14 protein-coding genes are annotated in these 14,020 nt (G+C 31.2%); all 14 read right to left on the bottom strand.

Going from position 1 to position 14,020, the window contains the following annotated elements; translation table 11 throughout:
• Positions 1-14 precede the first annotated feature (14 nt).
• Positions 15-653, bottom strand: a complete 639-nt coding sequence (locus tag Q8S45_RS04380) for a metallophosphoesterase (protein ID WP_305601578.1) — start codon at positions 651-653, stop codon at positions 15-17.
• Positions 634-1,425, bottom strand: coding sequence for an NAD(P)-dependent oxidoreductase (locus Q8S45_RS04375; protein WP_305601576.1), 792 nt, complete (start codon positions 1,423-1,425; stop codon positions 634-636). Before Q8S45_RS04375 ends, Q8S45_RS04380 begins: the two co-directional genes overlap by 20 nt.
• The gene (locus tag Q8S45_RS04370) at positions 1,422-2,429 is read right to left on the bottom strand and encodes an ATP-grasp domain-containing protein (protein WP_305601574.1); all 1,008 of its coding nucleotides are present in this window, start codon (positions 2,427-2,429) and stop codon (positions 1,422-1,424) included. Before Q8S45_RS04370 ends, Q8S45_RS04375 begins: the two co-directional genes overlap by 4 nt.
• Positions 2,430-2,518: 89 nt before the next feature.
• Complete coding sequence (locus Q8S45_RS04365) at positions 2,519-3,580, bottom strand: DegT/DnrJ/EryC1/StrS aminotransferase family protein (RefSeq protein WP_305601569.1); 1,062 nt, start codon at positions 3,578-3,580, stop codon at positions 2,519-2,521.
• A complete protein-coding gene (locus Q8S45_RS04360) occupies positions 3,577-4,350 on the bottom strand; it encodes an FkbM family methyltransferase (RefSeq protein ID WP_305601567.1) in 774 nt (257 codons plus the stop codon). The genes Q8S45_RS04365 and Q8S45_RS04360 overlap by 4 nt, the downstream gene beginning before the upstream one ends.
• Before the next feature lie 2 nt (positions 4,351-4,352).
• Positions 4,353-5,615, bottom strand: a complete 1,263-nt coding sequence (locus Q8S45_RS04355) for an ABC transporter ATP-binding protein (protein WP_305601565.1) — start codon at positions 5,613-5,615, stop codon at positions 4,353-4,355.
• Positions 5,616-5,721: 106 nt separating this feature from the next.
• The gene (locus Q8S45_RS04350) at positions 5,722-6,645 is read right to left on the bottom strand and encodes a GDP-L-fucose synthase (protein WP_305601563.1); all 924 of its coding nucleotides are present in this window, start codon (positions 6,643-6,645) and stop codon (positions 5,722-5,724) included.
• A gap of 6 nt (positions 6,646-6,651) precedes the next feature.
• On the bottom strand, positions 6,652-7,764 hold the full coding sequence (gmd, locus tag Q8S45_RS04345) for a GDP-mannose 4,6-dehydratase (protein WP_305601561.1): 1,113 nt from the start codon (positions 7,762-7,764) through the stop codon (positions 6,652-6,654).
• A 33-nt stretch (positions 7,765-7,797) separates the two neighbouring features.
• Complete coding sequence (locus Q8S45_RS04340) at positions 7,798-8,667, bottom strand: ABC transporter permease (protein WP_305601559.1); 870 nt, start codon at positions 8,665-8,667, stop codon at positions 7,798-7,800.
• Between the two features lie 251 nt (positions 8,668-8,918).
• Positions 8,919-9,314, bottom strand: a complete 396-nt coding sequence (locus Q8S45_RS04335) for an HU family DNA-binding protein (protein WP_305601557.1) — start codon at positions 9,312-9,314, stop codon at positions 8,919-8,921.
• A 795-nt stretch (positions 9,315-10,109) separates the two neighbouring features.
• Positions 10,110-11,321, bottom strand: a complete 1,212-nt coding sequence (locus Q8S45_RS04330) for an ATP-binding protein (RefSeq protein ID WP_305601554.1) — start codon at positions 11,319-11,321, stop codon at positions 10,110-10,112.
• Positions 11,322-11,684: 363 nt separating this feature from the next.
• Complete coding sequence (locus Q8S45_RS04325) at positions 11,685-12,914, bottom strand: type II toxin-antitoxin system HipA family toxin (protein ID WP_305601552.1); 1,230 nt, start codon at positions 12,912-12,914, stop codon at positions 11,685-11,687.
• Positions 12,915-12,916: 2 nt separating this feature from the next.
• The gene (locus tag Q8S45_RS04320) at positions 12,917-13,204 is read right to left on the bottom strand and encodes a helix-turn-helix domain-containing protein (protein ID WP_305601550.1); all 288 of its coding nucleotides are present in this window, start codon (positions 13,202-13,204) and stop codon (positions 12,917-12,919) included.
• A gap of 634 nt (positions 13,205-13,838) precedes the next feature.
• Positions 13,839-14,020: DUF559 domain-containing protein (locus tag Q8S45_RS04315; protein WP_305601548.1), on the bottom strand; the 182-nt coding region annotated here is incomplete at its 5' end.

Here is a 14,020-nt window from a genome sequence, read left to right as displayed (position 1 = left end):
AGTAGATATTATTATTAATCTTTGATTAGCTTATTTCTGTAATAATTTATACATTCTATAGGATATGATAAATATTTCATTTCATTAATTACTAAATCAATATTATACCAAACAGATTTCATTTCAATTATTTTCAAATCTGTGTCGTAAATCAAATAGTTCGACTCATTTATATATTTTCTATTTTGTCCAACACTACCTGCATTGTATAATACAAAATTATTATTCTTATATTCAAATTGATGATGTGAATGCCCAATTATATAATTATTATCAAGAAGAATTTGAGTGTCTGGATAAATATAATTATCTCTAATTGTGTGTTTACAAATAAATTTATCTAATATAGTTTCTGCCAAAAATGATTCAATACTCTCTTTTCTTTGGAAATTAGAAAAAGTTATATTGAAAAATTTTTGAACTAATGAATTTGTTCCTCGGTAAAAACCTTCAATAAAAGCTTCTTCATGATTTCCTTTAATTACCCTTGAATTTGGTAATGACATTGCTAAATCTACACATTCATTACTCCAAGGCCCATAATTTACTAGATCTCCTAAACAAATATATCCATCAACATTTTTTTCGAGAGTAATCATTTTTTCAAATGCAGGAAGATTGCCGTGAACATCGCTATAAATTAAAATTTTCATTTAGTTTATTATAAAAATTTAATACCTCATCCTCTATATCAAAACCGATTTCTCCAATATTTAGAATGTCTTTTTTTGAGAAATTAGCTAATACAGACGATGGATTATAAACTATATCATTAATAATTAACTTGTCGTTTTTATTTTTTAAAATCTCAACAATTCTTCTAAAACTAATTGGTTTCCCTGATACAATATTAATTTTTTTTTCAAAATTTTGTACTTTAGACAACTTATATAAATACTGGCATAAAATTTTAATTGGTATAATATCTCTTAATGCAGAACCTTCATTATAAATATTAATTTCGTTATTTTTAAAAGAATCATAAATCAATTTAGATATACCATCTCGCTTCTCATTTCCATAAAAAATAGTTGAAAACCTAACATTTGTTAACCTTTCTAATGGGTGTTTCAAACAATATATCTCAGATATAAATTTAGAAAAAGCGTATTCTGTCATTTTATCAGCCTGCAAATATTCATCATTGTTTAATAATATACTCATTGAACTAATATTTATAAATTTTATTAATGGTTTAACCTTGTAAATTAAATCAATAATTCTTTTTGTCAACATAAAATTACCATCAATATAGGATCTAAAACTTTTAGCATTTATAATTGCAGCGTTATGAATTATTACATCTGCTTTCATAATATATGACGTTAAATCCTTGTCATTTAGATTGCGGGCTGAAATAATTTCACAAGGGAAAATTTCTGAAAAAGATTCTGCAATAGCTCCACTACCAGTAAAAAGTATCATAATTTTACTAATTTTTCCAAATTACTTAAAAAATTATTTTCATTCATTTTTTGAATCTCATCATTTTCTACAACTAACTCTTTCCAATATCTTAAAATAGTATGCTCTTTAATTTTAAACTTAGGCTCTATATCTTTTAACAAATAATCGGCAATCATTTTAGGTTCATTAAACCCAGAAAGTGTTCTGGCAGCTGTAGTTCCTGAGCATCTAGCATTTATTTCAAAAACATAAGGTATACTGTTTTTAATTCTCAATTGAACATTACATGCTCCAAATGGTTTAATGGTATCAACAACAAGTCTTACTTCTTTTTCAATGACTTCATTTTTTTCAGAAAAACATTTATGAGTATCACCATCTCTCAATATCCGCCTCATTATGATTACACCTTTACAATAACCATCTAAATTAATTGTACCACATGTATATTCATTCCCCTCAATATATTCCATAACAATGTAATTTGATATGAATTTCCCAATTTTTTCAAGAGTATCTTGCCATTCTAAACTATTTTTTATTTTAAAAACATTTTTAGAACGAGCGCCCCCTACCTTTTGTTTTAAAATTAATGGAAAATCCTTTTCAATAGGATTAAATCCTTTTGCCAAAGTAGTAAATGGTACATTAACACCAGCTGTAATTAGTGTTTCATATGTTTGTAACTTATCATCTGCCATAATTATGACTTCTGGCTTACTAACTACAATCGTTGTTCCAATTGCTTTGAAAGTAACGGTATTTAAAGCTAGAATCATTAACTCCGCATCTAAACCTGGGAATAATAATGCTACTTTTTCTTTTTTACAGATTTCCAATAATTTAACTATGTAGTTGTTATCATTAGCATAAGGAATTACATATGCAGTTTTTGAAGCATATAAACCCACTCCCAATAATTCGCTATCTAAAGCTATTAAATTATAATCTGTTTCTGCAAGAGATTTTAAAATACTCTGACCTACACCACCACCAACACCTGTAACTGCTATATTATACATATTACTCTAATTTAATTCAAAATATAATAATAAAAATTATTAAGTCCAATATCAATGTTTTCCTTTCTTGATAAGATTTTTTTAAATATTTAGATTAAACTACAAATAAATTCTAACTCTTTTAATTTCAAACCAAAATATAAAGGTAAACATAATATACAAGAACTTATATGTTCTGAAATAGGCATAGATCTTCCTTTTAAGTATGGTAATTGATTGAGTGATGGATAAAAATATCTTCTAGGTATAATTTGATGTTTATTTAATTCTTTCTCAACTATTAACAATTGATTTTCACTTTCAAAAATAACTGGGTAGTAACTATTATTCCAAATAGTTCCTTCTCTAAGTTGTATTTTTCGAACTTTAGTAAAGTCAATATTTTTATCATAAAAATCAACTACTTTTTTTCTTTCTGTAAAAATAGTTTTCATATAAGGCAATACCGCCAATCCCATAGCACCCTGTAACTCACTCATTTTTGCATTGATACCCAAACCTTGAAATTCCAACGCTCCTTTATGCCCAAAATTATGATGATAGAATAATGTATCGTTTAATATTGCGGAACTAGAAAATAACGCACCGCCTTCACCTGTATGAAATACTTTGGTGGCATGAAAACTGCAAGTGCTGATATCACCATAGTTAAAAATAGACTGCCCTTTGTAAGTTACTCCAAAACAATGGGCGGCGTCATAAATTACTTTTAGATGGTGCTTTTTCGCAATAATTTCAATAGCTTCCACATTGCAAGGATTTCCAAAAACGTGGGTGGCTAAAATAGCTGAGGTTTTAGTCGTAATAGCAGCTTCAATTTTGGTTTCATCAATTGTTAAATATTCTGGATGAATATCAACAAAAACTGGTGTACATCCTTCCCATACAATACTTGATGTACTCGCTACATAAGAAAATGGCGTTGTAATAATTTCGCCGGTTAATTTTAATGCCTTTATGGCAATTTGCAAAGGCAATGTGCCATTGGTAGTTGCAATTATATGTTCTACCCCTAAATAATTTTTTAGTTTATCTTCCAATTCCTGTACCAAAACACCCCTGTTCGTCAGCCAGTTTTTATCCCAAGCACGCTTAAGAATAGCGTTGTATTCGGCTTGTGGTGGTAAAAATGTTTTAGTTACGTTAATCATATTCTAATTATTTGAGAGTCAATATATCCGCCCTTTTTTACAAATACCAATTCAACCAACCACAATACTTTTATATGTATAGATCTGTTTAAATCTGTGATTTCAAATAAACGATAACCATTTTCGTCCATAAAATTAATCACTTTCAAAAAACTATTGTCAAATATTTTATTAACAACGCCTGCTTCAATCATAAATATTTCAGTTTTTCCAAAAAAATTGGTGGCTCCTTTCAACACTTCAATATCTAAACCTTCTGCATCAATTTTAATAATATCTGGTAAAGGTAATTCGCTGTCAGCAAGCAATTTATTTAAAGTGACTACAGGAATCTCAATTTGTTTAAACCCAGCTTCTTTTGCTTCCTCTTGGGTATATCTAAAAGAACAACTATCATCTCTGTCAACAATAGTAAATTGAAATGAACCTTCTTTTGCTCCAGCACCAACTGGGTAAAACTGAACTTTTGGATTGTTATCTAAAATATCTTGAAATGAGGCCATCAGCCATTTTTGTGGTTCTAATAATGTGTAATGTGCTTCTGGAAAATATTTTAAAGTTTCTCTTGTCCAAGTTCCATGATTGGCACCAATATCAACAATATGTTTTGGGTAAAAACCCATATATAATATATTGGTAAAGAAATTATACAATAGGTAATTTTTATCCAATTCAATAGCTTTTACTTTATTGGTCTTTTTTACATAACCAATTTTTGTAATGATGGGCCCTAGCAGTTTAATAAGTATTCTTTTAATTAACTTTTTCATTTCTATTCAATTATCCAATTAAAGACAGGCTTAATAAAACCAGGCTCTCTACCCAACCATGAGCCAATTTCCCTTTCTCCATGTTGTACATTAAACATCATTATATCTTTTTCAACAAATAAAGTTGTTTTTGAATTTTCAATCACATAAAAAGACAAATAGTATGTTCCAATATTTAAAAACCCTTTTGGTAAAATACATTTTAATTTATTGACGCCATGTTTTAATTTTAAATTATTCCCTGAATGAGAAAATGTGAACAACACATCTCCATTTTCATTATTTAAAACATAAGTAATATGCAATTTTTTGTTCGTTTCTTTTAAAGTAAATATCGTGTTAATTTCAATGGTTGTATTTTCATCTAAAACAAAATCTGAAACTTTTCCAACCGGATTAATACTAATTTCATGCAAGTTAAAATCATCTTTATCATATTCTGTAGAAAAAACCTTAATATTCTTATATTCAGAATCCCCAACTAAATAATATTCAACGGCGGCATCAACACCTCCATCAAATACGATTTCTCCATTCTCCAATACCATTGCTCGGGTGCATAAACTTTTTACTGCTGCCATATTATGGCTAACAAACAACACGGTACGTCCTTCACCTTGAGAAATCTCTTGCATTTTGCCAATTGCTTTTTTCTGGAATTCGGCATCGCCTACCGCCAATACTTCGTCAATAATAAGTATGTCGGGTTCTAAAAAAGCCGCTACGGCAAAAGCCAAGCGTACCGTCATGCCACTACTGTATCTTTTTACTGGTGTGTCTATATAGCGTTCACAGCCTGAGAATTCGACTATTTCATCATATTTAGCGGCAATCTCCTTTTTGGTCATTCCCAAAATAGCACCATTTAAAAAAATGTTTTCTCGGCCAGTCATTTCTCCATGAAATCCTGTACCTACTTCCAACAAAGACGCAATACGACCTCTAGATTTAATACTTCCAGTAGTTGGGCTCGTGATTTTTGACAATATTTTTAACAAGGTAGATTTTCCTGCGCCATTTTTTCCTATAATACCCAGTACTTCCCCTTGTTTTACTTCAAAATTAATGTTTTGCAACGCCCACACGTAATCAGATTTTCCCTTAGTGCTTCGATCATTAACATCGCCTACTCTTAAAAACGGATCTTCTTTTCCTCTAAGATTATACCACCAACGTTTTAAATCGTCTTGCAAGGTTCCAGTACCTACCAATCCAAGCCGGTATTGTTTACTAAGGTTTTCTATTTTTAAAATGGTTTTGTTCAATTGTTTTTATTTATTTTGTAAAATTTATAATCAACACCTAAATTCTTCTTGGTTCAAGACCGATAATAGTAATTCTATTTACTATTCACTTTCAAATACAACCATATTAACTCATAAATTTTTTAAGATACACTTCTTTAATTCCATCTACTAATTCTATTCTATGTTTCCAGCCTAAATTATGTATTAGAGAAACATCTAATAATTTACGTGGTGTTCCATCAGGTTTTTCATTATTCCAATAAATTGAACCTTGAAAACCAACAATATCTTTAATTAACATGGCTAGTTCTTTAATAGAAATATCATTTCCTGTTCCAATATTTAGTGCAATATTTCCTTTATAATTTTGCATTAAAAAATAACAAGCGTCTGCTAAATCGTTTACATGTAAAAACTCTCGTTTTGGAGTGCCAGAGCCCCAAACCTCTACGTTTTTTAAATTATTTATTTTAGCATGGTGAAATTTTTGTAATAATGCTGGCAATACATGTGCGTTATTTAAATCATATGTGTCATTAGATCCGTATAAATTGGTTGGCATTACAGAAATAAAATTACTTCCATATTGCTTATTGTAATTCTCACATAATTTAACGCCCGCTATTTTAGCAATTGCATAGGGTTCATTTGTGTATTCTAACAATCCTGTCAATAAATCTGATTCCTTTATGGGTTGCTCAGCAAACTTTGGGTAAATACAAGAAGATGCTAAAAATAATAATTTTTTTACATTGTGTACATAACTTTGATGTATGACATTGCTTTGAATCATTAAATTTTCATATAAAAACTGTGCTCTGTATGTATTGTTTGCCTGTATACCACCAACTTTGGCGGCTGCTAAAAAAACAAACTCAGGTTTTTCATTCTTAAAAAATGAAATAACTTGTTGCTGGTTTGTTAAATCTAACTCTTCAGAAGATTTATGTATTAAATTAATAAAACCCTCATTCTTCAGTTTTCTCATAATAGCAGACCCTACCATTCCAAGATGCCCAGCAATATATATTTTTGAATCTTTTTGCATTTAGTATTATTCAAACATATTTAAAGTTTCAAAACCTCCATTTTTTAAAAACGCTTCTTTTTTAAAGAGATTAATATCATATTCCATCATTTCGTGAACCAATCCTTGCAATGTATATTTTGGCTCCCAATTTAATTTTTGCCTACATTTTGTAGCATCACCAATTAATAAATCAACCTCTGTTGGACGAAAATACATTGGATCTATTTTAACCACTTCTTTACCAATAGCTAATTGATAATTTTTATTAGTACACTTGGTAACTATTCCTATTTCGTGCTTCTCTTTTCCTTCAAAAGTGAGTTCAATTCCTACTTCATTAAACGCAAGCTTTACAAAGTCACGTACCGATGTTGTTACTCCTGTTGCTATCACAAAATCCTCTGGTTGCTCTTGTTGTAACATAAGCCACATAGCTTCCACATAATCTTTGGCATGTCCCCAATCCCTTTTTGCATTTAAGTTTCCTAAATAGACAGTATCTTGCAGCCCTAAAGCAATTCGGCTTACAGCACGTGTAATTTTACGTGTAACGAAGGTTTCGCCTCGTAAAGGAGATTCATGATTAAATAGAATACCATTACATGCAAACATGTTATAAGCCTCACGGTAATTAACAATAATCCAGTAAGCATACAACTTTGCAATAGCATATGGAGAACGTGGATAAAAAGGTGTTTCTTCATTTTGAGGGAATTCCTTTGCTTGTCCATATAATTCAGAAGTAGATGCCTGATATATTTTTGTTTTTTTTGTAAGACCTAATAAGCGAATTGATTCTAATAGTCGTAGCGTCCCTAATCCATCAACATTGGCAGTATATTCTGGAGTATCAAAACTTACTTTTACATGAGACATGGCGCCCAAATTATAAATTTCATCAGGTTGTATTTCTTGAATAATCCGCGTTAAGTTTAGTGCATCTGTTAAATCACCATAATGCAATTTAAATTTGACATTTTTTTCATGAGGATCTTTATATAAATGGTCAACACGTTCGGTATTAAATTGAGAACTCCGCCTTTTTATGCCATGTACTTCATAGCCTTTTTTAAGCAAAAAATCAGCTAAATAAGCTCCGTCTTGTCCTGTAATTCCAGTAATTAATGCTTTTTTCATAATTTAAAATCCCAATTTACAACTTATTACTTCTTAAACCGTATCAATAAAATTCTTCTCCGTTTTATTAAAAATAATGATTCCGAAAAATAGCACAATAATTGTAACTATCACAGTATATAAAAGTCCATTTATTGAAAATGAGCCATCACTTAACAACATATAGCGTGCAGATTCTATCACGTACGCCATCGGATTGTATTCTACCAACCACGCAAATTTAGGTAGTTTTTCACGCATTAATGCTAGCGGATACATAACTGCCGAGATGTACATTAACAATTGCACGCCAAAATTGAGCAAGTATTTTAAATCTCGATATTTTGTCACCATCGATGAAATTAGCATTCCTAAGCCTAAACCCATCAACCCCATTAAAAGGATTAAAATTGGAAATAATAAAGTATATCTATTAAGGCTTATAGCAGCTCCATTTGCATAGTAGTAACCATAAAAACTTATGAATATAGTGAGTTGTATCCCAAATTGAATTAAGTTGGTAATTACTGATGATAGGGGCATTATCATCCTCGGGAAATACACTTTGCTAAAAATTCCCGCATTTCCTGCAAATGTATCTGAAGTTGACTGCAAACAGTTTTTAAAATAATTCCAAGTGGTTATTCCTGCTAAATTAAATAAAAATGGTGGTACACTTCCTGTATCTATATTAGCTACTTTATTAAATATCAGGGTAAATGTAAGCGCTGTAAATATGGGTTGTATTAAATACCATAAAGGGCCTAGAATGGTTTGTTTGTAAACCGTAATCACATTTCTTTTTACAAACAGCATTAATAAATCTCGGTACTGCCAAACTTCTTTAAAGTTAAAACTTAACAATTTATTTTTTGGAGTTATTTCAAATAACCATTCATCTTTATGTTTGATTGTCTTATTCATAGGTAGGGCTTATAATCAGCAATGTATGGAGTTTGATTATATTTTATCACCATTTTTTTTAACTAATGGTAAATATATGATTTTGCAAAGGAAGTTCAAATAGATTCGATTGTTTTTTAATTGTTATGTGTTATTGTCATTTAAAAAATAAATCTTATCCAAAAATTATGTACATTTGTTTCTATAAAACAAAAAACTCTAAGTGCTTTCGCACTCAGAGTTTTAAACCAAATTTGCCTGAGAATCAGCTTTTAAGCGGCCTGATCTTGGGCTTTTTTGTACACCAATGTTTTTAGCATACTGCGTAAGCTAAATCCCGGTCTAAAATTAATGCGTGCTTTTTTAACAGAAGTGGCACTAACTTCCTCTACATTTACACTCCCTTCTGAGCGTATACTTACTTGGAAATTCCCAAGTTCTCCCAAACGAATAATTCGTCCTTTTTTTAATTCGCGAATGATATTGCCTTCTAAAGCAATTAACACCGCGTAACAGTCTGCTTTGCTAACAGTACACTGTGTCGCAATAATTTCAGCCAAATCATTTAAATCTACACTGCCATCGGCTACTGCTTGAGCATAGAATTTTACCGGAGCGTTCATGTCTCTCGGATTTCTTTTTTGAACAGTTTTGATTTTTACTGCCATTAATTGTTAAAATTTAATTAAAAAAAAATTCCTGTTTTATACGTAAAACATTAGGTCAAATTTACGCTAAATTGCATGTTATAAAAAAAACATTTATTAACAATCAAAATCTTAAACAACTTACTATCATTAATTTGACTATCAAAAAGTATAAAATGACTATAACAAAAATTTGATATTCATTAAAGCTACAGCAGCTTGTTGTAATTTGATGAAAAACGCATTGTTAATAACTAAATTATCATAAAAATTTTAGCAACTTTAAGTTGTCCATTTTATAAGCATACAGTACCATTCATAAAATATCAAAAGCTTTAAACAAAAACAACAAAAGCTTTTTTTAAAAAGACTTGAGCTAATTTTAAGGAGCTCTTAATTTCTACTTTACGTAGTTTTATTTGGTAATGAATTATAGTTAAGTTTATATTTGGGAAGTGATGTGTAATGAAATTACTTACTTAAAAGAACACACCCCTAACCCCTCTCAAGAGGGGAATTAAAAACTCTTTTAAATAATTGGGTAGAAACGCAGTGAAATGAAGCAGGCTGATTGTTGGAATAAGTGGTAGCTTATTTGCTATAAGTATCTATAAATATCAAAATGACACACCCCTAACCCCTACTTCGCCTCCGCTCAGCACAGGTCTCAAGAGGGGAATAAATTGAAGTGGCGGATTACTTTGTTGCTAGCGCCTTCTCGCAACAACGTATTTTTTACACTATTTACATAAAATACTAACCTTTTGCCCAATTTCTATTGCCTTTTGGCTTTTGCCTAATGCCTATTTAAAAATTTTACGACATTAAAAAACTGCGCAAATCCAGGGTGGCAATTCCTTCATAAGTATTTCCCGTAAAGGCATCCATCGTAATAACCGTTTTGGGATAATTATCGGAAATATTTTTCAAATTGCCAAACTCCCGTTCCATTGTTTTTGGTTCGTTGATGGTTAAAGCCACCTGTATGTATTGTTTTTCGCCATCCTTTTCTCCAATAAAATCAATTTCTGTTGCACCCATCATCCCTACCTGTACTTTAAAACCTTTAAACAGCAAATGATTGTATACTGCATTTTCCATAATTTTGCCTCTGTCTTCCAAACGATAACCTAAAAGCCCGTGGCGGATGCCCAGATTTTCAAAATAATATTTTTCGCCAATTTCAAAAACGCGTTTCCCAATAAGATCATATCGCGCCACTTTATGCACTAAAAAAGCATTTACCAAGTGTTGTATATAGGTTTGAACCTGATTGGGTGCCATATTAATACGTTGCGATTTTAAAAAATCACTTATTTTTTTCGCGGAAAAAATGCTTCCTATATTCCCTGCCAAAAATAACACCAATTTCTCTAAAAAAGGCACATTGCGCACAGAATATCTATTGATAATGTCACGGTACACAATGGTGCTGTATATATTTTTTAAATATTCGAAAACGATGGCATCTTCTAAGGGCAAATGTTTTAAATAAGGAAGTCCGCCGTATTTAAGGTATTTGTCTAAACTGGAGGAACTGTCGGTTAGCGCATGAAAATCTAAAAACTCGTTATAGGAAAGGCTATACACCACAATTTCAATATACCTGCCGCTTAAATAGCCTGCAATATCACCCGATAACAGGTTTGCATTGCTGCCCGTACAATACAAATCAAGATCTTCATACAACAATAACGACCGCAAGGCGGCTTCAAATTGAAGAATATCCTGAATCTCATCTATAAAAACATAGGTTTTGCTGCTTTTTGATTTATTTGCCAACACATACTCCTGTAAATCGGTTGCTGTTTGTATAAAAGAAAAATCCAAATCTTCTTTATTTATGTACAGTATCGCAACGTTTTTATCCTGTTCCCGCAAAAGTGCCATCAACTGAAAAAGCAAATAGCTCTTTCCAACCCTGCGCTGGCCAGTAAATACCTTAATGATATTTTTACCCATAAAAGGTGCTACCCGATCTATATAGTGGGTTCTTTTTTGTAAATCTTTTGGTAATTTGAATATCATTTATTACAGATACGTTTATAACTTTTAGCAAATATAGTAATTATTATAAATACAATTATAACTTTTTTTATTTTTTCGTCATTGCCGAACTTGATTCGGTATGGCAATATGTCCCTTATTTTTTTTTCGTCATTGCGAAAGAGGTACGATTGAAGCAATCTCATGACAATATGCAGATTGCTTCATTACATTTGCAATAACGGTTCTTAGATTTCAGTTTTACACACCCCTAACCCCTCTCAAGAGGGGAATAAATTGAATTGGCAGATTACTTTGTTGCTATAAGCTTCTATAAATATCAAAATGACACACCCCTAACCCCTCTCAAGAGGGAATACTTTACTATGGAAGTAATCTGCTTCTTTAATATTTTTTTTGGTTGATAACCTTTTGAATTAAACGCGTAGTTTCGTTTAAAACACCATAAGTACTTGCATATTTTGTCCAATCAAAAATCACATTTTGAACACTTTCCAATATTACATTAAAATTCTTTACACTAAACTCATCCGCTAGTTTCAGTAATTGTTTTTTGCCTGGATTGCTGCTTTCTCCTGCAACCATAGTGCTGTGCATACCGTGTGAAGTGTGTGAAAAAGTTAAGTCATAGGCTGGAGCAAACTTCCAATTTCCAACGGCATCCATGATAAATGCAACATTTTTACTATGGTCATCTCTATTGTGCGCATATACATTAAAAATTGCCAGCCTCAAAATTTTCTCATAAGCCTTCGTATGTTTTTCGAGTCTAAAAGCTGCATCCATTAAATGTCCGTAATCTAAATTGCTATATCTAAAATTATCATGCAACAATCCACTCGCAGAATGCACATGAATTCGTTTGCCTTTTTCCCTATCAAATCGTTTGGTCCCAAAATAGTGTTTGCCCGATTTCCCACTAAAAAGTTTACATGGGTTCATTTCAATACCAGCATCTAATGCCATTTTATAATAAGCATATTCTATATTAGCTATATCTATAGGATCTATGGCTGCTGGAAATTTAATAATCCAATGTTCAAAACCATCTGGTAACGTTTCTGAACCGTGAATTAAATGATCTGTTAGGGGGTTATAACCCACAAAAATCTTTGGTCTTGCACCACCTGATGAGCCTCCTAAATTAAAAAGTTCTTCCAATACCTCACTACTTGTTCCAGCAAGAACTTCTTTCATATTAGTGGCTATCGTATCCAGTACTATGTCATTTACATATTTAAATTCAGGTACAATTGAGGGTTTGTAAATTAAAGCTCCCATCCCTTTAGCACCAACATAAGCTAACCTATCTAATGGTGTTATTTGACTAAGTGCAACTCCTCTTGAAATTAAAGTTCTATCTAATAGCAATTGTCCCCATCCATCTGGCAATGAATCATTAAAAACACCAAATAAACCATTAAAAGGTGCTGTTTCTGCTGAAAGTATTGAATTGGAAAGCTTCATTTTAAATGGGGATATTTCTAATTCTTTAGCTATAAAACTAGAGGTGAATTTAAAATATATCTTTTTTTTATCTTGTACTAGTTCCCCTAATTCAATCTCATTACCGTCTAAACTTATAGATACTTCTAATCTTTTTATACCTATCATAATTACCGTGTCTTGTTACTAAATAATTTTTCAATAGAATTTGTAGTGCTACTAACATTTAAAATCAATTCAAAATCAGCTAACCTCCCTAATAGGTGTATTAATTTTAATAATGATTCCAATGAAATTTGTCCGGACCTTTCAAATCGCTTTATACTACCCAATGAAACCCCTGATCGTTCTGCCAATTCCGATTGAGTCATGGCAGCTTCTTTTCTTAAAACTCGATGCTTTTGTGAGATTTCTTTCAACACATCAGAAGGTAATTTAGAAATACTGTATTTTCCCATTTTAGCTATTATATTAACTATAAGAACAAATATAAGTCTTTTTGGCTAAAATATTAACCTTTATGTAATTATTTATAAAAGAATTATAAGAAAATATAAATCTTAGAAAGAAAACATTTTCAGCCAAGTATTATCGATAAAAGATGCCCAGTTCAGTTGGGAATGACACTTCGACTGCGCTCAGTGCAGGCTCATTAATTTTATTTGTCATTGCGAAGTTTTGAAAAAAACTGTGGCAATCTGATTCTTGTAGTGGCAGATTACTTCGTTGCTATAAGCTTCTATAAATTCTAAATAAAACAACACACCCCTAACCCCTCTCAAGAGGGGAATAAATTGAAGCGACAGATTACTTCGTTGCTATAAGCTTCTATAAATATCAAAATGACACACACCTAACCCCTCTCAAGAGGGGAATAAAAAAATATCCACTGGAAACGTAGTGCAACAATCTGTATGTTATAGTGACAAATTATAATCGTTTCAATTGATCACCATTAGGTTTAACAATGATTAACTCCCCTCTTGAGAGGGGAATGAAAACAATATCCACTGGAAACGTAGTACAACGATCTGTATGTTATAGTGACAAATTATAATCGTTTCAATTGATCACCATTAGGTTTAACAATGATTAACTCCCCTCTTGAGAGGGGTTAGGGGTGTGTTTTTCAAATTCATTTACATAATCTTCAAGGGCTCGAAGTACATTTTCCATATCAGACAATACTTGTTCATCACTAAATCGTAGCACAGTTATTCCTAGTTCATTCATTCTTTTTACTTTCACGCTATCTTTATAAAATACTTCTATAA

The organism is Lutibacter sp., from assembly GCF_030692605.1.
Taxonomy (GTDB): Bacteria; Bacteroidota; Bacteroidia; order Flavobacteriales; family Flavobacteriaceae; genus Lutibacter.
The sequence above is the reverse complement of the archived record's forward strand: the minus strand, read 5'-3'. Positions and strand labels throughout refer to the sequence as shown.

Bases quoted from the DNA above. Each gene is read 5' to 3' on its own strand.
- Q8S45_RS04380 (WP_305601578.1), bottom strand. From the start codon at position 653: ATGAAAATTTTAATTTATAGCGATGTTCACGGCAATCTTCCTGCATTT.
- Q8S45_RS04375 (WP_305601576.1), bottom strand. From the start codon at position 1,425: ATGATACTTTTTACTGGTAGTGGAGCTATTGCAGAATCTTTTTCAGAA.
- Q8S45_RS04370 (WP_305601574.1), bottom strand. From the start codon at position 2,429: ATGTATAATATAGCAGTTACAGGTGTTGGTGGTGGTGTAGGTCAGAGT.
- Q8S45_RS04365 (WP_305601569.1), bottom strand. From the start codon at position 3,580: ATGATTAACGTAACTAAAACATTTTTACCACCACAAGCCGAATACAAC.
- Q8S45_RS04360 (WP_305601567.1), bottom strand. From the start codon at position 4,350: ATGAAAAAGTTAATTAAAAGAATACTTATTAAACTGCTAGGGCCCATC.
- Q8S45_RS04350 (WP_305601563.1), bottom strand. From the start codon at position 6,645: ATGCAAAAAGATTCAAAAATATATATTGCTGGGCATCTTGGAATGGTA.
- gmd (WP_305601561.1), bottom strand. From the start codon at position 7,764: ATGAAAAAAGCATTAATTACTGGAATTACAGGACAAGACGGAGCTTAT.
- Q8S45_RS04340 (WP_305601559.1), bottom strand. From the start codon at position 8,667: ATGAATAAGACAATCAAACATAAAGATGAATGGTTATTTGAAATAACT.
- Q8S45_RS04335 (WP_305601557.1), bottom strand. From the start codon at position 9,314: ATGGCAGTAAAAATCAAAACTGTTCAAAAAAGAAATCCGAGAGACATG.
- Q8S45_RS04330 (WP_305601554.1), bottom strand. From the start codon at position 11,321: ATGATATTCAAATTACCAAAAGATTTACAAAAAAGAACCCACTATATA.
- Q8S45_RS04325 (WP_305601552.1), bottom strand. From the start codon at position 12,914: ATGATAGGTATAAAAAGATTAGAAGTATCTATAAGTTTAGACGGTAAT.
- Q8S45_RS04320 (WP_305601550.1), bottom strand. From the start codon at position 13,204: ATGGGAAAATACAGTATTTCTAAATTACCTTCTGATGTGTTGAAAGAA.